Here is a 17,417-nt window from a genome sequence, read left to right on the forward strand (position 1 = left end):
GTCGATGTTGTCCACGCCGATGCCGGCCCGGCCCACCACTTTGAGCGAGTCGGCGGCGTCGATGACCTCGGCCGTGACCTGCGTGCCGGCGTCGACGATTAACGCGTCGGCGTCTTTCACTGCGCGTGCGACTGCCGCCGCTCTTTCGCCGTTATCGTTTCGACAGTCGCGTCGACCGCGTTCAGCACCGCCGCCCGTGTCTCCCCGTCCATCACTTTGGTGTCAGAGACGACGACTTTGTATGACATACTCTGACTTGCTTCGGACCCGAGATAAAATCATCTGTCAGGATCGGTCCGGTCGTCGGAATCGCGTCACCGGACTGTGGCTGCACAGCGGTGACTAGCGGAGAACTGACAAAATAGCAGCAAACTTTTATGATATATTCGCGAGGAGGTGGCAACAGTATGTCGGCTGGTAACACAGATGAAACTTCCCTCGAACGTATCGGCTATCGACTCTCCGCGTGGGTGGAACGGTGGATGCCCAGTCCGTTCCTGTTCGCGCTCATCCTCAGCTACGTCGTGTTTCTGGCCGGCGTCGGCCTCACCGGGTCCGGCCCTGTCGAGATGGTCGGGTTCTGGTACGATGGCTTCTGGGCCTTCCTGACGTTCTCGATGCAGATGGTCCTCATCCTGATGACGGGCTTCGTCGTGGCGTACCACCCCCGTGTCAACGCCGGTATCCGCCGGCTGACGGAGCTTCCCAACACCGGGAAACAGGCAGTCGTTCTCGTCGGCCTGCTGACGATGCTGCTCGGCTGGGTTCACTGGGGACTGAGCCTCATCCTCGGCGCGATTTTCGCCCGGGAGATGGGCAAGACCGCCCACGAGAACGGTATCGACGTCCACTATCCGGTCCTCTGTGTGGCCGGCTATCTCGGTCTCGGCCTCACTTGGCACTGGGGGCTGTCCGGGTCCGCGCCGCTCCTCCTCGCAACCGAGGGCAACGAGTTCATCCAGCAGGGCGTCATCGACGTTGTCGTCTCCGCGTCGGAAACAATCTTCCACCCCTACGGCCTCATCCTGACTGGCCTGTCGATAGCCTACGCCCTCGTCGTCCTCTACGTCATCACGCCGACCGGCGACCAGGCACGGGGCATCACGCACTACATCCCCGAAGACGACCTGTTCGAGTCCGCGAGCGACGGCGGCGTGGAAACGACTGCAACCACCAAGCAGGTCCCGGCCGAGCGCATCAACCACAGCCGCGTCCTCGGCGGGATTATCGGCTTGACCGGCATCGCGCTGGTCGTCTCACAGTTCGTCCAGTCCGGCATCGACGCGCTCGGGCTGAACATCGTCAATTTCGGCTTCCTGACGATTGGCATCTTCATCTACATGGACCCACAGACCTACCGGGAGAAGTTCGGCGAGGCGGCGACTGCCGCCTCGGGCATCGTGTTGCTGTTTCCGTTCTTCGCCGGCATCCAGGGGATGATGGCCACCTCCGGGCTGGCGCAGTTGATGGCCAACGCGCTCATCTCGGTCTCGACACCACAGACGTTCCCGGTCATCGCCTGGCTCACTGGTGCCACGGTCAACATCTTCGCTCCCTCCGGCGGCGGTGAGTGGATCATTCTCGGGCCGCCGATTCTCGAAGCCGCGCAGAACCTCGGCGTCCCGGCCGGGCAGGCGACGATGGCCTACGCCGTCGGCGACGCCCACACGAACCTCCTGAACCCCTTCTGGGCGCTGCCGCTGCTCGCCATCACCCGCATCAAGGCCCGGGAGATGTTCGGCTACGCTATTGCGATGATGCTCGCGCTCACGCCGTTCCTGGCGGTCGTGCTGTTCGTCTTGCCGTACTGAGCAGGGACCCGGCGGGACAGCCGAGGCTGATTGCCTCTTCTTCGAGCGTTAAGTTGTTAGAGAAACTGCACTCCGATAATGGCAACCGAGACGGGAGCCGAGGAGGACGTGGACCTGCTCGACTCCTTCCGGCAGTTCTTCGCGCTGGAGCGGGACGTGCTCGTGCTGTCGCTGTCCATGCTGGCGTTCAGCCTCGCGTTCCAGATGACCAGCCGTTACATCCCCGAGTACATGCGGCTGTTGGGGGCCAGCGCCGGCGTCATCGGCCTGTACGGGAGCGTCGGGAACCTCATCAGCGCGGTGTATCCCTATCCGGGCGGCGCGGTGTCGGACCGCATCGGCTCGCGGCTGGCACTGACTGCCTTCGCGACGCTGGCGACGGTCGGCTTCGGTATCTGGTATCTCGCTTCGGTCGTCGGCGACATCACGCTCGGCGCGACGACGCTGCCGGCGTGGACGCTCGTGTTCGTCGGGCTCTTTCTCGCACAGGCCTGGAAGTCCTTCGGGCTGGGTGCGACCTTCGCCATCGTCAAACAGAGCGTCCCGTCACAGCGGCTTGCGATGGGGTTTGCCAGTACGGAGATGTTCCGCCGCATCGGCTTCTTGCTCGGGCCCCTCGCTGCCGCGGCGCTGCTCGCGACGACGGCGACCTTCGTCGATGGGTTCCAGCGCGTGCTACTGGTCGCGCTGGCCTGTGGTCTCGTCGCCACCGTTGCACAGCACTTCCTCTACGACGCCAGCGAGGACACGCTCGGAAAGTCCTTCGAGGGCATCGACCAGATACTCGCCGACCTGCGGACGATGCCGGCGACACTCCGACCGCTTCTGGTCGCCGATACGTTCGTCCGCTTCGCCAACGGTATGGTGTACGTGTTTTTCGTCATCGTGGTCACGGAATTTCTCTCGGTGGGGTTCACCGGCTTTGGCGTGGAGCTACGGCCCGACGCCTTCTTCGGCGTCCTGCTCGGCGTCGAGATGGTCGTCGCCATCATCTCGATGGCTCCCGTCGCAAAGCTCACCGAGTGGGCCGGCCTCAAGCCCGCCGTCGCGCTGGGCTTTCTCGTCTACGCCGTGTTCCCGCTCTTGCTCATCTTCGCGCCGGGCAACCAGTGGGTGCTGGTGCTCCTGTTCGCGTTCTCCGGCCTGCGCTTTGCCGGCCTGCCCGCCCACAAGGCGCTCATCGTCGGCCCGGCAGAACAGGACGCTGGCGGCCGCGTCACCGGGACGTACTACCTGCTTCGGAACACGCTGGTCATCCCGAGCGCCGCGCTCGGCGGCTGGCTCTACGGGAGCGAGTGGGCAGTGCCCGTTGGCGATGTCGTCATACAGGCCGGTCCGGAACTGGCCTTCGGCGTCGCTACGGTCGTCGGCCTCGTCGGCGTCGTCTACTTCGCTATCTTCGGCCGGGAGTTCGAGGCCTACAGATAATCGCCGTGCCGGCCTACCACTCGTCGCGCGGCGGGAACTCCTCGCCACAGCGTGGACAGTACCGCATCGGCGCGCGGGACTCCTGACCGTCCCTGTCGAACGTTATCTCTCGTCCGCAACTCTCGCATGCTAGCTTTGGCATCGTGGTGCTCTCCGGTCGCCCGCATAGCCACGACCTGTAAACAGCTAGATTGTGTGTCGTGATAACACTAGGTGCGAGGAACGGCGTAAAACGAGGGTGCGTCCGCAAACGCCAGCCCTAAGCGCTGACCCGCAAACAGCCACACAATGCAAGCGGCCCACCCAATCGAGCGAGCGGTCGGTATGGAGTACTACGTCAGCGACGCCGACGGGGTGGGCGGCCACCTCCGCGCTTCCCCTGCGGACTTCCGGGTTCGGGAACTGGAGGCGTTCGGCACTGAACCGGTCGACGCCGACACCGGGGCGTACCCGCATCTCGTCTTCCGGGCGGAGCTTCGTAACTGGGAGACCAACGACTTTGCCAGCAAACTCTCCGACAGGCTGGGTATCTCCCGCGAGCGGGTGTCGTGGGCGGGAACGAAAGACAAGCGCGCGGTCACGACCCAGTTGTTCTCGGTAAAGGGAGTCGCAGCCGAGGACCTGCCGGAGATCGGCGGCACGGACATCGAGGTTATCGGCCGCGCCGGCCGCCCCATCCTCTTCGGCGATCTGGCGGGCAATGCCTTCGAGATAGTCGTCCGGGACACCGAGAACACCGACAACGCCGCCAGCGTGGTGGCCGACCTGCAGGCGTTCGCCAGCGGAGAGGACCCGACGGGGGACAGGGCCCGGTCCAGCGACGCCACGCTGCCAGACGGCGACACGACGGTCGGCGTCCCCAACTACTTCGGCCAGCAGCGGTTCGGGTCTCGCCGGCCGGTCACCCACGAGGTCGGGCTGGCCATCGCCCGCGGCGAGTGGAAGAACGCAGTCCTCGCCTACGTCGGAAACCCGGATGAGCGCGAACCGGAGTCGACGCAGGAGGCGCGAGCATACGTCGACGAAACCCACGACTGGGCCGGCGCGCTGGACAGGCTGCCCGGCGCGCTGGGCTACGAGCGCTCCATCTGTCACCGGCTGGTCGAGAACGGAGCCAGCGAGCCGGCGGACTTCCGCGAGGCGCTGGAGGCGCTGCCGTCGAACCTCCAGTCGCTGTTCGTCAACGCCGCCCAGTCCTACGTCTTCAACCGCATCCTTTCCGAGCGGCTGGACCGCGGGCTCCCCTTCGACCGGCCCGTGGAAGGCGACATAGTCTGTTTCCGTGACAGCGACGCACCCGAGGCCTTCCCGATTCCGGACGCCGACCGCACACAGCAGGTCACGGAAAAGCGGCTGTCGACCGTCGAGCGCCACTGCGAGCGCGGGAGAGCGTTTGTCACCGCGCCGCTGGTCGGGACCGATACCGAGCTGGGCAGTGGCGAACCGGGCGATATCGCTCGTGAAGTCCTTGACGACGTGGGCCTCGAACAGGGCGACTTCGACCTTCCCGGCGCGTTCGACAGCGACGGGACGCGGCGGGCCATCCTGCTTCGGACTGAACTCGGTGTTGAGCGCGATAGCGCCGACCTGACGTTCTCGTTCTCCCTGCCAAAGGGGAGCTACGCGACGGTCCTCCTCCGGGAGTTCCGGAAAGGCGACCCGGACGCGTAGCGGTTCAACCGTGCTCGGCAACTGATGCGGAATATGCAACGGTTAAGTCCGGCCACACACGCCATCTCGTATGGGCGAGCTACCGGATGAGTTCTCGTGTACCATCACCGACTGGGAATACATCTACGGCCTCTGTCGAGACGTGGCTGACGACGTGAAGGCCGCCGAGTTCGAACCCGATGTGGTCGTCGCGCTGGCACGGGGCGGCTGGTTCGGCGGGCGCTGTCTCTGTGACTTCCTCGGGCTGGACGACCTGGCGAGCCTGAAAGTCGAACACTATGTCGGGACCGCGGCGAAAGGCGAGGAGGCACAGGTAAAATATCCGCTGGCCGACGGCGCGGTCGAGGGGAAGGACGTGCTGGTCGTCGATGACATCGCCGACACCGGGCAGTCCATCGAGACGGCTGCCGAGTGCGTGCGCGACCGAAACCCGAGCAGCGTCCGGACAGCGACGCTCCAGTTGCTCCAGACCAGCGACCACGAGCCGGAGTTCGTCGGCGAGCGCCTTGAGGAGTGGACCTGGGTCGTCTACCCCTGGAACTTCGTCGAGGACATGGTCGAACTCGTCGCAGGCGTGATGGAAAAGAGCGACCAGCAGACCCATAACGAAGACGACATCCGTCAGCTACTGCGGGAGTACCACGGCGTCAGCCGCACGAATTTAGAGATCGCACAGCCGAACCGACTGGGCGAGGTCACGACCGAGATGGAGCGGCGCGGCGTCGTCGAATCGGTCGGCGACGGCTGGCAACTCACCGACGACTGAACCGGGCCACAAAGTGGCCCAACAGGTATCGCTCAGATCCGCTAGTCTCGTCGCTCACCATCGCTAGGCCCAGTACGCGCCTCCGCTAGCCAGGATAAAAATACGGTTAGCGACGCGTGCGACCGTCGTCCCGGACGTACTCTAACGCGCTGACGAACTGCTCTTTGTCGACCCGGCCTTCTGCCTCTTCGAGTCGCTCACGAATTTTCGTCGGAGTCATGTGTGTTGGTAACATGGGCCTACGTGGATATAACTCTTTCTCACCAGCTAACAGATTCGACACGGGGTGCGGGTCTGAAGTAGAGAGTAGCCCGTCCAGTAAGCCGTCAAACCGCTGTACTGAGACGAGAAGTCTGTCGAGGGAATATATTTAATACCCTGCTTACCCAACGGGAACTATGGCCGCTTACGGCCGGCCGTCACTTCGAGACCTGTTCGATGAATCACCGACGCCGCACATCGCGCATCCGCCGCGGAGTCACCATCGAGACTTCTACGTTGCCACAGACGGGTCGTTCAGGCCCCACGGCGGCACGACATCGCCCGACAGCGATTCGGACAGCCCGACAGGGGGGCTGGGTGTCGTCGTCGAAACGCTCGACGGTGAGCGCGTCGTCAGGCTGTCTGTCCCGGACACCTGCCCCGACAACAACGTCGCGGAGTACCGGGCGCTCCATCTGGGGCTCGACGTGCTTGCGAGACGGGCCCCGCCCACGCCCGCGTCGGCCTGCTCATCGACCACGACCAGCTCGCCGAGAACGTGAACGCGGAGGTGCTGGCCTCCCATGGCTCCGCTTACGACCCGCCACACTCCGTGTCGGTCCCGCCGGCAACGGGACTGCACTGGCGCGGAATCCAGGCACGTATCAACGGGTTCGGCGAGGTCCGTGCCGCACGGATCTCCGGCGACCGTAACCCCGCTCATCCGCTGGCGAACGCACCCGACCAGTACGCTCACGTCAACGGCGAGCCGGACCGATGTGTCCTCCCTGACGCGCCGACGGTAAACGAACGCGTCCCGCCGCCATCACGCGCGGAGCGTGGCGGCGCATCTGACTGACGGAGCGCACCGGCACCCCTGCCGGCCACGGTATCCCATTCTCTCACGCCGCTGCCGACAGTAGCACGTAGCCGTACCAGCCCTTCGACCGGCACACAGCTGTCGTACCTGAAATATCACATACGACCGCGATTCTGTGGATAAATCTGGCCACAGCCAGAAATTATCGTAACTGGTGGTTCCGAGGCTCTCTGTCAGTCACGTTTCACAGAAGATAATCGCTATAAGTTATGTAGATAGTTGGAACCATTCTAGCGTACGTTTGGGGAACGTCACACAGACCAAATTTTATATATTAGAAATGAGATAGTATGCAGTGGGAGGTGAGCAACGTTGAGTACCAGAACTGACGGACCGGACGGTTTCAGCGGACAGTACGTCGAGCAGCTGTTGCCGCGTCAGTCGCCGACGCGGCACGACCTCGTTCTCGCCGTCATCCCCGCGGTGTTCGTCCTCACACTCGTCGCCGCGGTCGTTCTGGGCCTCTCGATGCAGGTAGCGATCGCTGGCGCATCAGTTGTCGGTGCTGTGGCGGTCATTGACGCACTCTTCGTCCACCCACCGACCCGCGGCCGACGGCGAGGCGATACGTGACATCGCGTTCCGGCGACAGGCCTGAACGCTACGTTTTTTGACGGATGATTCCGCCCTAGCTCGAAAAAAGCAGTCGCTAGTCGCTACTCCTGCTGTGCGTCGACGACAGCGACGCCCGCGAGGTTCACGATGTCGCTACCACCTTTTTCAGATCGGGTGTGCTCGCAGCACTCGCACACCACTCCTCGAAAAACGTGGTTCTCGTGAGCGGAGCGAACGAGGGCTCGAAAGACGAGGGCAGCGAGTCTTTCGGCGGCGAAAAACGCTCGCCACGCTCGCGTCTGTTACTCCTGTTGAGCGTCGACGACGGCGACGCCCGCGAGGTTCACGATATCCTTGACCTCGTCGCCGCGCTGGAGGACGTGGACCGGCTTATCCATGCCGACGAGCATCGGCCCGATGGCCTCAGCGCCGCCCAGTCGCTGGAGGAGCTTGTAGCCGATGTTCCCGGCTTCGAGGTTGGGGAACACGAGGACGTTCGCGGGGTCGTCGAGTTCGGAGAACTCGTAGGTGTCTTGCAGGATGTCCTCGACGACGGCGGTATCGGCCTGCATCTCTCCGTCGACCGGGAAGTCCACGCGGTCGTCGTCCTGCAGGCGCGAGACCGCCCGGCGGATCTTCTTCGTCCCGGGGTTGTCGACGCTCCCGAAGTTCGAGTACGACAGCATCGCCGCTCGCGGTTCGACGTTGAACCGACGGGCCAGTTCCCCGGTGTGACGGGTGACCTCCTCCAGCACGTCCGTGTCGGGGTCCTGATTGACCGTGGTGTCCGCACAGAAGATGACGCGGTTCTTGAACGTCAGCATGTACACGCCGGCCGCGTAGTCGGCGTCGTCGGCCGTCCCGATGACCTGCAGCGGCGGGCGCAGGGCCGAAGGGTAGTGATGGGTCAGGCCGGTCAGCATCGCGTCGGCGTCACCCATCTCGACCATCACGCTGCCGAGGTAGTTCCCGTCCCGAATGAGTTCGTCGGCTTCGCGGCGGGTGATGCCTTTCCGCCGGCGGAGTTCGTACAGTCGGTCGGCGTAGTCTGCCACGTCGGCTGTCTCGGGGTCGACGACGACGGGGTCGAACTCCAGGCCGAACTTCCGGCGCGTGGACTCGATGCGGTCGGCGTCACCGATGAGGACCGGCTCGGCGATTCCTTGTTCGACCAGCTGGTAGGCCGCGCGGATCATCTTCTCGTCGTGGCCCTCGGCGAGCACGACCCGCTGGGGGTCGCTCTTGGCCTTGTTGAGCACGACGCGCATCATCTCGCGGGACTTGCCCAGCCGCGCTTCGAGCTCTTCGACGTAGGCCTCCGTATCGATATTCGTCCGTGCCGCGCCGCTCTCGATGGCGGCCTCGGCGACGGCGGGGGTCACCTCGAACAGGACCCGCGGGTCCAGCGGTTTCGGGATGATGTAGTCCGGGCCGAACTGCAGGGGTTGGTCGCCGTAGGCCTTGACGACCTCGTCGGGCACGTCCTGCTTGGCGAGGTCGGCCAGTGCGCGGGCCGCTGCGACTTTCATCTCCTCGTTGATTTCGGTCGCCCGCACGTCGAGCGCGCCGCGGAAGATGAACGGGAACCCGAGGACGTTGTTGACTTGATTCGGGTAGTCCGAACGGCCGGTCGCCATAATGACCGTGTCGTCGCGGGCGGCCTTGGCCGACTCGTAGCCGATCTCCGGGTCCGGGTTCGCCATCGCGAAGATGATGGGGTCGCTGGCCATCGACCGCACCATCTCTTGGTCGACGATGCCGCCGACGGAGAGCCCGACGAACACGTCGGCCCCGTCCATCGCGTCGGCGAGGTCGCCCTCGGGGATGTCGCGGGCGAACTCCTGTTTGAATCGGTTGAGTTCCTCGTGGGTCGCTCGTTCCTCGGTGATGATGCCCGAGGAGTCACACATCGTGATGTTGTCCTTCGAGACGCCAAGCGAGACGTAGAACTTCGCCGAGGCGATAGCGGAGGCTCCGGCCCCGGAGAAGACGACCTCCAGCTCCTCCAGGTCCTTGTCGGCGATGTCGGCCGCGTTGACCAGCGCCGCGCCGGAGATGATCGCGGTCCCGTGTTGGTCATCGTGGAACACCGGGATGTCGAGTTTCTCGCTGAGTCGGCGCTCGACCTCGAAACACTCCGGGGCGGCGATATCTTCGAGGTTGATGCCGCCGAAGGTCGGCTCCATCGCCTCCACCGTCTGTATCATCGCCTCGGCGTTGTCCGTGTCCAGCTCCACGTCGAACACGTCGATGTCAGCGAACCGCTTGAACAGCACGCCCTTCCCCTCCATGACCGGCTTCCCGGCTTCCGGACCGATGTCGCCGAGGCCGAGCACGGCGGACCCGTCGGAGACGACGCCCACGAGGTTCCCCTTCGCGGTGTACTCGAAGGCCTTCTCGGGATCTTTGTCGATCTCCTCACACGGTGCGGCCACGCCGGGCGAGTACGCCAGCGAGAGGTCTCGCTGTGTGTTCGTCGGCTTCGTCGTCGCAATCTCTATCTTCCCCGGCGGCTTGCTCCGGTGGTACTCCAGTGCATCCTCGTCAAGTCCCATATCCGGATGTCGAACCCTACTGTAAAAAAGACAAGTTTACCGTCAACGGACGAGCGGTACAACGACGGTTGTCGAATGTCGGCTTGTTGCAGCGGTTTTTGCCCCGGTCGTGTCCCATCAATTGGAAAATAGCCGCCGCCGGGGACCCGCCCGATGGACCGGCCGCGGACCTCAGTTCGTGTTGGTGAGTTCGCCGACCCGGTCGGTCAGTTCGGTGACCGCGTCTTCCTGTCGGTCGGTCGCTTCGACGATCTCCTTCGTCGCCGTTTCGGCCTCCTGAGCGTGGTTCTGTGCGTCTTCGACCATCGAAGTCACGTTCTCGATAGCGCTCGCCTGATCGTCGTTGGCGTCGGCGACCTCCTGGATGCCTCGCGTCGCTTCCTCGACGGCGTCGGAAATCTCGTCCAGCGCATCCAGGGCGTCCGCGATCTCGGATTCCGCGTGCTCGACCTGCTCGTGTGACGTCTCGACCATTTCGGCTGTCTCGGACGCCTGGTCCTGAATCGTGGTGATACTCGTCGATATCTCGGACGCGTACTCGCTCGTCTCGTTAGCGAGCGTCTTCACCTCGTCAGCCACGACAGCGAACCCGCTCCCGCTTTCGCCGGCTCTGGCCGCCTCGATGTTGGCGTTCAGGGCGAGCATATTCGTCTGCTCCGCCACGTCGGCGATTATCTCGACGATCTCACTCACTTCGTCCATCTGGTCGTCGAGGTCTGTGACGGTGTCCACGAGGTCTTCGCTCGTCTCGGCGAGCCCGTCGGTAACGTCCATGACAGCTTCGCCGGCGTCTGACCCGTCTTCCGCGGCCGCCTTCGCACGCTGTGCTGCCGACGCCACTTCGCTAGACGTCGCGGCGACCTCTTCCATCCCAGCCCCGATATCCTGGATGTTGTCGGCCGCCTGGGTAAGGGAGTCGGTCTGTTCGGTAACCCGGCTTTCAACGGCCTCTGCGGACGAATTCGCCTGCTCGATAGTGGTCGCAAGTTGTTGCGCCTGTGCGTCCACCTGGTCCGCCAACTGCTCGACCTGTTCGGCCATATCGTTGAGCGAGCCGACGACTTCGTACAACTGGTCGTCGACGTACTCGCCGCCGTCGGTCCGGTCGAACGACGCCCGGGCGTCGAGGCGGCCGTTCTTGAGCGCGGCCATGGTCGATTTGATCTCATCGACCAGACTCGTCACGGCCTCGTGGCGGTTGGCCTCGTCAGTCCGGTCCTGGACCATTTCGACGACTGCGATGAGTTCGCCGTCGTCGTCGTAAATCGGGGCAGCGCTAAAGGAGATGTGGCGTTCGTTCCCGTGCTGGTCGGCCATCACGCTTGTGTCGCGGTACAGCGTGAACTCCTCGTCCTCGACCTTCGGCACGTCGTACTCCGTATGGGTGGTCTCCGGGGCGTCGAGAACCTTGTCGGCGAGGGTCTTCCCGCGTCGGCCGTCCGGATAGAACGCCATGCTCGCCATCTCCATCTCCTTTGCTTCGGCCTCGGAGACGCCGGTGAGGTTTTCGATCGAACGGTTCCAGCTGAGGATATCACCGTTCGTATCCAGAATAAAGAGCGGTGTCCCGATGTGATGCAACACGCTGTGGTAGTCGAGTCCCGTGCCGGAGCCACTGTCCGCCACAGAGTCGGTGAACGCATCGACACCGGCCTGTGAGACAGACTGTGTCGTTTCCAGCCTTTCTTGGAGCTCCGCCTCGACGGAGTCGATAGCGGCCTGTGCATCCGGGCCGAGTTCGTCCCGAAGCTGCTCGAACGCGCCTTCGACGAGCGAGTCGGTGACGAAGCCCTGGGCCGCAATGAACTCACTCTGGCTGATTCCGGCGGTTTCGTATTCGTCGATCAGCGCTCGGAGTTCGTCAGGTTCGAGTTCGAACTGCCGCTCGACGTGTTGGGTCCCGATAGCGGCCTTATCGGAGTCGTCGAAGCGGTCGTTGAGGCGTGGCGAGTCCGGGTCGATGGCGTCGGCCAGAAAGCGGGTCTGCCCGTCACTCGCGACGAGGCCTCCGTCCGCCCGTCGGGCCGCAGCGTCCGAAGAACGGGACCCCTGGCCGTAGATGTAGGTGCGGATCTGTTCGAACATAAGGTAGCTATGTTACATTCCAGAACACCTGTAGATAAAGATGACTCCGAGAATATCAGTAAAGATAATGGTACTCGCTGGCAAGGCGCGAAAAGAGAGCATAAGTACGTGCAACCGAAGATATAGGTATGACCACCCGTTTCCGCCGACTGGTGGCGACGACGACGGTGCTGACGTTCGCACTCATCCTGCTTGGCGTGTACACCGGGGCTATCGGCGCCGGGCTGACCTGTGAGGCACGCTGGCCGTTCTGTGACGGCTGGATGGGTCTGTTCCCCGCAAACTGGGCGAGTTTCGTCGAGTGGTTCCACCGTTTAGTCGCGATGATCACCGGCTTCGGTATTCTCGGTTCGACAATCGCCGCGTGGCGCGGTGAGTACAGCCGGCGGATCAAGCTCGCAACAGGCGTCGCCACGGTCGTGCTCCCGGTGCAGGTCCTCCTCGGCGCAAACACCATCTTCAACTTCGGTGCCACGGCGCAGGTCCTCCACCACGGGGCTGCACAACTCATCTTCGGCGCGATGGTCGCGGCGACGGCGTGGGCCTACACCGATACGGCGGAGTCGCCGTCGGTGCAATCAGCCGACAGCCAGCACACGGCACGCGCAGACGATTGAACACGAGTACCACCCCCGTGGTTAACACGTAAGATATATTCCGGTCTGTCGTGTGGTGGGGATTATGTCAGACGACGGCCTTTCACGACGCCAGTATCTCTCCACGGTCGGTGGAACTGCAGTGACCGTATCGCTCGCCGGCTGTTTCGGCGGCGGCGGTGGCGGTGATGACGGCACTACCGAAATCACTGCCGGAACTGCACCGGGCTTCCCCCCGTTCGAGATGAAGCAGGACGGCGAACTCGTCGGGTTCGACATCGACCTGCTTGAAGCGGTCGTCGACGAGACCGACTACACCCTGGCCGGCTGGGAAGAGTTCGAGTTCAAGTCCCTGATTCCGGCGCTGACGAACGAGAACATCGACGTGGTCGCCGCAGGGATGACTATCAACGACGAGCGTGACGAGACCATCGACTTCACCGACCCGTACTACAGTTCCAATCAGGCAATCGTCGTCCGCGAAGACGGTGACTTTTCCCCGTCCTCGCTGTCGGACCTCTCCGGACGCCCCATCGGCGCACAGAAGGGGACTACCGGCGAGAGTACGGTTCAGTCGGAGCTCATCGAACCGGGGAACCTCGACGAGTCGAACTACAACTCCTACGGCAACTACGTGCTGGCTGTCGAGGACCTCCAGAACGGCAACATCGACGCCGTCGTCATCGACGAGCCGGTCGCACAGACATTCGCCGCCCAGCGCCCGGTCACCATCGCCTTCACCTACGAGACGGGCGAGAACTTCGGCTTCGGCGTCCGCGATGGCGACGACGAGTTCACGCAGGCACTCAACGACGGCCTGTCCACCGTCAGGGATGGAAGCACCTACCAGGACCTGACGAACAAGTGGTTCGGCCAGCAGTAACCGATGCCACCCCTCCCGTTGCAGAGTGACTGGGCGTTCGTTGTCGGGAACCTCGACCTGCTACTCGTCGGTACGGGTGTCACGGTCGCCCTGACAGCGGCGAGCATCCTGCTTGGCTTTCTGCTCGGGTTCCCGGCGGGCGCCGTCGAGGTGTACGGCCGCGGCCCACTCAAACGCGCCGTCGAGACGGCCGGTGTCGTCCTCCGCGGGACGCCACTGCTCGTCATCATTATCCTGCTGTTCTTCGGTCTCTCGGTGTCGAGCAGCGCCTTCGTGACGGCGACTATCGCGCTCGGACTCCGGAGCGCCGCGTATCAATCACAGATATTCCGTGGCGCGCTCCAGAGCGTCGACGAGGGGCAACTGGAAGCCGCTCGCGCCGTCGGCATGGGCCGACTGCAGGCGATCCGCAGCGTAGTCGTCCCGCAGGCGCTGCGCCGGAGCGTGCCCGGCTTCCAAAACGAGTTCACGATCGTCCTGAAAGACACGAGTATCGCCATCGTCATCGGCCTCGGCGAACTGCTGACCGTCGGCCAGAACCTCTATCAGGGCGGTCAGAGCACGGCCGCGCTTGAGATTTTCCTGACTGTGAGCCTCATCTACTTCGTTCTCACGTTCGTGACGAACCGTTCGCTCGACTACGTCGACGATCACTTCAGCATCCCCGGCGGTGAGCGTGCATGAGCGATCCGCTGCTGGAACTCGACGACGTGTACAAGTCCTACGGCGAGGAACAGGTGCTCTCCGGGGTCAGCTTCGAGATGGACGCCGGCGACGTCGACGTGGTCATCGGCCCCAGCGGGAGCGGCAAGTCGACGATGCTGCGCTGTGTGAACCGTCTCACCGAGATTAACGGCGGTGCCATCTACCTCAATGGTGAGTGCGTCACCGATGTCGACACCGACGTGAACGAACTCCGGAAACAGGTCGGCATGGTGTTCCAGGACTTCAACCTCTTCGCCCATCTCACCGCGCTGGGGAACGTCACGCTCGGCCTGCGGAAAGTCCGCGGCATGGACAAGGCGGCGGCTCAGGAGCAAGGCTACGAACACCTCGAACAGGTCGGGCTACTGGATCAGGCTGACTCCTACCCCGCCGAACTCTCAGGCGGCCAGAAACAGCGGGTCGGCATCGCCCGCGCGCTCGCCATGGACCCGAAGCTCCTGCTGTTCGACGAGCCGACCAGCGCGCTCGACCCGGAACTCGTCGGGGAAGTCGTCGAGGTGATGCGCGACCTCGCCGCCGAGGGCATCACGATGCTCGTCGTCAGCCACGAGATGGGGTTCGCGCGGTCGGCGGCGTCGGACATCATCTTCCTCGACGACGGTGAAATCGTCGAACACGGCCCGCCGGAGCAACTGTTCGAGAACCCGCAGGCGGCCCGGACCGGTGAGTTCCTCAGTCGCCTGGAGACGACCCACGAGGGGGAGTGACCGATGGGGACGCCGGAGTCCACGACGACCGGCCGAACGATCCGCGCCCGTGCCGCTGGACTGACCGACCAGCCGCTGACGCTGCTGACTGTCGGGGCTTTCTGGACGTGGCTCGTCGTGCGCTGGACGAACGACTTCTTGCTGGACGGCGCGCTCATCGAGCGCAACACGTCGTTTTTCCCGACGGCACCGTTCGAGTCGGCCGCGTCGACGCTCGGCGGTCTCGCGGCGAGTCTCGGTCCGGTCGGGTTCCCCGTCGGCTGGGTCGCCGGCTTCTTCGAGTTCCTGGCGGCGTCGATCCCCTACCTGCCACCGCTGGCGACCGGCGTGTGGGCGACGATACTGCTGACGCTGCTGGGTATCGCCCTCGGGTTCGTCATCGCCGTCCCGCTCAGCGTCGCCCGAGTGTACGGCGGGAGCGCCACCCGCTCGGTCGCGCTGGGGTACACCGAACTGTTCCGCGGGACGCCGTTGCTCGCTCAGCTGTTCGTCCTCTACTTCGCGACGCCGCTGACGACGATCATCCGCGAGCTACCCACCGTCGGGACCGGATTCATCCCCGCACAGGCGTTCTGGGTGGCCGTCATCGCGTTTACCCTCAACAGCGCGGCCTACCAGTCGGAGTACATTCGGTCAGCGCTGAACTCCGTCCCGGAGGGGCAACTCACCGCCGCGCGCGCTATCGGCCTCTCGAAGGTCGATGGAATCCGGCACGTCGTCCTGCCCCAGGGCCTGCGCTACGCGATTCCGGGCTGGTCGAACGAACTGGTGTACCTCATCAAGTACTCCTCGCTCGCGAGTTTCATTACCGTCCGCGAACTGTTCCAGCGAACCGACTCTATCGCCAGTGAGACCTACCGCTATACGGAGCTGTTCGTCCTCGCCGGCCTGCTGTACCTGGCGCTGGTCATCTCGGCGTCGCTCCTGATGGAGTACGTCGAAGACCGTGTCGCGATTCCCGGTCTCGGCACGACCGGGCGGTGACTACATAAAGTCAGAGAGGCCGGACTGCTGGTCGTCGTCTTCGGCCGCCTCGCTCGCGGATTCGGTATCGTCGCTGTCAGCCGCATCGCTTGCTCCGGTGTCATCGGACCCTGCTTCGTCGTCGGCCGCAAGCGTTACTTGCTGGTCGCCGTTCTCCTCGTCAGCGTCGGCGGTTTCGTCGCCATCCGCCACACCCGCTCCGTCACCGCCGTCCGCACTCGCCCCCTCGAAAACTCCGCCGGAGTGTTCGACGGCGGCTTCCTCCTTGAGCGCCTCGGCGTCAGCGACGATGTCTTGCACCTTGTTCGTGTCCTTGCCCGATCCGGTGACGAAGGAAACGTGTTCGGCCTCCATATCGTAGGTCGCCGCCATCGCCACCGTTAGCTCGCGGTTCCGACAGTGGTGGGTCATCGTCGAGAGGAAGGGCATGATCTCCCGGCGGGCGGTCCGCATCGAGACGCCGTCGATGGCGGCTATCTGCTGGGCGACGTAGTCCCGTGTGTTCCGGGTTCCTTTCGACCGACCGAGTTTCGACCAGTAGCTCGGCGGTCCGTAGCGGGTCCAGCCGCCCTTGGTCCCGTCCCGCGCCGCGGCGACGCCCGCGGTCATGTTGTCGCCGGCGTAGCGCCAGAACGAGTAGTTCTGTGTCTCGCGGACGCGGCCGAGCCACTGGTCGGCGTTCGAGAGGAACTCGTAGGCCCGGGTCAGTTCGGCCCCCTCGTAGTCTTTGGGCATGTTGTCCTCGATCCAGTTGATGAGGTCATCGGGCGTCTCGTCCACGTCGTAACTGGCCTCCAGCGCCTCCTGCGCGCCGGCTTCTTTGAGTACCACGTCGAGGTACTCGAAGATGCCCTCGGTCGTGTCGCGCTCGCCGGTCACCACGTCGTCGGCGGTCAGGCGCTCCGTCGTCTCGGCGATAGCTTGGAGGTCCTTGACCGCGCCCCGCAGGTCGCCGCTGTTTTGCTCGGCGAGTTCCTGCAGCGCGTCGGACTCGTACTCGACGCCCTCCTGGCGACAGAGATCGCGGAGGACGGGGACGATAGAGCGGGGCGAGACGTCCCGGAACTCGATGTCCTGACAGTTGTTCCGCAGGCCGTTTGACATCTCGTAGTACTCGTTGGCGATGAGAATCATCGGCTGGCTGGCCTCCTTCACCAGCGCGGTGATGGCCCGCGCGCCGCCGCGGTCGGCGTTGCCGTGGATGTTGTCCGCCTCGTCCATGATGACGAGTCGACGGCCGCCACCGCCGGCGGTCAGCGTGCCGGATTTGGCGGCTTCGCCGGCCACCCGATTGATAACGTCCTTGGTCCGGGAGTCGCTGGCGTTGAGTTCGATGGTCGGCCACCCCATATCGTTTGCCAGCGCGTGGGCGGCCGAGGTCTTCCCGATGCCCGGGGACCCGTGGATGATGACCGCCTCGCGGTGGTCGTCCCACGTGTCCGCCCACTTCTTGAGTGCGTCGCGGGCCTTGTCGTTGCCCCGCACCTCCGACAGCGTCGTCGGGCGGTACTTCTCCGTCCAATCCATTGGGTCGTGATTGGCGCGACCGGCGTTTAGGGATTGCGGAGC

The 17,417-nt window shown here is 64.1% G+C and carries 15 protein-coding genes and 2 pseudogenes; 11 read left to right on the forward strand and 6 right to left on the reverse strand.

From position 1 onward, the window contains the following. Window positions 1-135 (reverse strand): annotated as a pseudogene (locus GJ630_RS20630) (C-terminal binding protein); the annotation flags it as partial. After that, window positions 117-248: a hypothetical protein gene (locus GJ630_RS20360; RefSeq protein ID WP_256369595.1), complete on the reverse strand. Its 132-nt coding sequence runs from the start codon at window positions 246-248 to the stop codon at window positions 117-119. The pseudogene GJ630_RS20630 and the gene GJ630_RS20360, both read right to left, overlap by 19 nt. Window positions 249-407: 159 nt before the next feature. Between GJ630_RS20360 and GJ630_RS14815 the strand changes: the two genes are divergently transcribed. Together GJ630_RS14815 and GJ630_RS14820 are read left to right on the forward strand one after the other, a co-directional pair. Further along, window positions 408-1,811 carry a short-chain fatty acid transporter gene (locus GJ630_RS14815; RefSeq protein ID WP_191450199.1) on the forward strand — a complete coding sequence of 468 codons (1,404 nt, stop codon included), beginning with the start codon at window positions 408-410 and terminating at the stop codon, window positions 1,809-1,811. A gap of 78 nt (window positions 1,812-1,889) precedes the next feature. After that, a complete protein-coding gene (locus GJ630_RS14820; RefSeq protein WP_014040992.1) occupies window positions 1,890-3,239 on the forward strand; it encodes an MFS transporter in 1,350 nt (449 codons plus the stop codon). A 13-nt stretch (window positions 3,240-3,252) separates the two neighbouring features. On the opposite strand, the gene GJ630_RS20365 is transcribed toward GJ630_RS14820, so the two are convergent. Next, entirely contained in the window at window positions 3,253-3,381 is a 129-nt protein-coding gene (locus tag GJ630_RS20365) for a hypothetical protein (RefSeq protein ID WP_255355537.1), read from the reverse strand. A gap of 146 nt (window positions 3,382-3,527) precedes the next feature. Between GJ630_RS20365 and truD the strand changes: the two genes are divergently transcribed. The 4 genes and pseudogenes from truD to GJ630_RS14840 all read left to right on the forward strand — a co-directional run bounded on the left by truD (window position 3,528) and on the right by GJ630_RS14840 (window position 7,330). Beyond that, window positions 3,528-4,910 (forward strand): tRNA pseudouridine(13) synthase TruD, encoded by a 1,383-nt coding sequence (truD, locus tag GJ630_RS14825; protein WP_191450201.1) that lies wholly within the window; start codon window positions 3,528-3,530, stop codon window positions 4,908-4,910. Between the two features lie 70 nt (window positions 4,911-4,980). Next, complete coding sequence (locus GJ630_RS14830) at window positions 4,981-5,676, forward strand: phosphoribosyltransferase (RefSeq protein ID WP_014040990.1); 696 nt, start codon at window positions 4,981-4,983, stop codon at window positions 5,674-5,676. A 398-nt stretch (window positions 5,677-6,074) separates the two neighbouring features. Beyond that, window positions 6,075-6,736 (forward strand): annotated as a pseudogene (locus GJ630_RS14835) (ribonuclease H). 333 nt (window positions 6,737-7,069) lie between these two features. Continuing rightward, a complete protein-coding gene (locus tag GJ630_RS14840) occupies window positions 7,070-7,330 on the forward strand; it encodes a hypothetical protein (RefSeq protein WP_014040987.1) in 261 nt (86 codons plus the stop codon). A 284-nt stretch (window positions 7,331-7,614) separates the two neighbouring features. Here GJ630_RS14840 and GJ630_RS14845 read toward each other — a convergent pair whose 3' ends face one another. After that, the gene (locus GJ630_RS14845; protein WP_008312566.1) at window positions 7,615-9,867 is read right to left on the reverse strand and encodes an NADP-dependent malic enzyme; all 2,253 of its coding nucleotides are present in this window, start codon (window positions 9,865-9,867) and stop codon (window positions 7,615-7,617) included. A 171-nt stretch (window positions 9,868-10,038) separates the two neighbouring features. Continuing rightward, window positions 10,039-11,952 (reverse strand): methyl-accepting chemotaxis protein, encoded by a 1,914-nt coding sequence (locus GJ630_RS14850; protein WP_191450203.1) that lies wholly within the window; start codon window positions 11,950-11,952, stop codon window positions 10,039-10,041. A 128-nt stretch (window positions 11,953-12,080) separates the two neighbouring features. Here GJ630_RS14850 and GJ630_RS14855 point away from each other — a divergent pair, with 128 nt between their 5' ends. The 5 genes from GJ630_RS14855 (at window position 12,081) to GJ630_RS14875 (ending at window position 15,848) form a co-directional block, all read left to right on the forward strand. Continuing rightward, on the forward strand, window positions 12,081-12,569 hold the full coding sequence (locus GJ630_RS14855; protein WP_014040985.1) for a COX15/CtaA family protein: 489 nt from the start codon (window positions 12,081-12,083) through the stop codon (window positions 12,567-12,569). Window positions 12,570-12,633: 64 nt separating this feature from the next. Beyond that, on the forward strand, window positions 12,634-13,431 hold the full coding sequence (locus GJ630_RS14860) for a basic amino acid ABC transporter substrate-binding protein (protein WP_044951961.1): 798 nt from the start codon (window positions 12,634-12,636) through the stop codon (window positions 13,429-13,431). A 3-nt stretch (window positions 13,432-13,434) separates the two neighbouring features. Then, window positions 13,435-14,115, forward strand: a complete 681-nt coding sequence (locus tag GJ630_RS14865; protein ID WP_014040983.1) for an amino acid ABC transporter permease — start codon at window positions 13,435-13,437, stop codon at window positions 14,113-14,115. Next, a complete protein-coding gene (locus tag GJ630_RS14870) occupies window positions 14,112-14,864 on the forward strand; it encodes an amino acid ABC transporter ATP-binding protein (RefSeq protein WP_191450205.1) in 753 nt (250 codons plus the stop codon). The genes GJ630_RS14865 and GJ630_RS14870 overlap by 4 nt, the downstream gene beginning before the upstream one ends. 3 nt (window positions 14,865-14,867) lie before the next feature. Next, window positions 14,868-15,848 (forward strand): amino acid ABC transporter permease, encoded by a 981-nt coding sequence (locus GJ630_RS14875; RefSeq protein ID WP_050036894.1) that lies wholly within the window; start codon window positions 14,868-14,870, stop codon window positions 15,846-15,848. Here the strand turns inward: GJ630_RS14875 and GJ630_RS14880 are convergent, their stop codons facing one another. Beyond that, window positions 15,849-17,375, reverse strand: coding sequence for a replication factor C large subunit (locus GJ630_RS14880; protein ID WP_014040980.1), 1,527 nt, complete (start codon window positions 17,373-17,375; stop codon window positions 15,849-15,851). It abuts the gene before it with no gap. Between the last annotated feature and the right edge of the window lie 42 nt (window positions 17,376-17,417).

The organism is Haloarcula sp. CBA1122, from assembly GCF_009741785.1.
Lineage (GTDB): Archaea > Halobacteriota > Halobacteria > Halobacteriales > Haloarculaceae > Haloarcula > Haloarcula hispanica.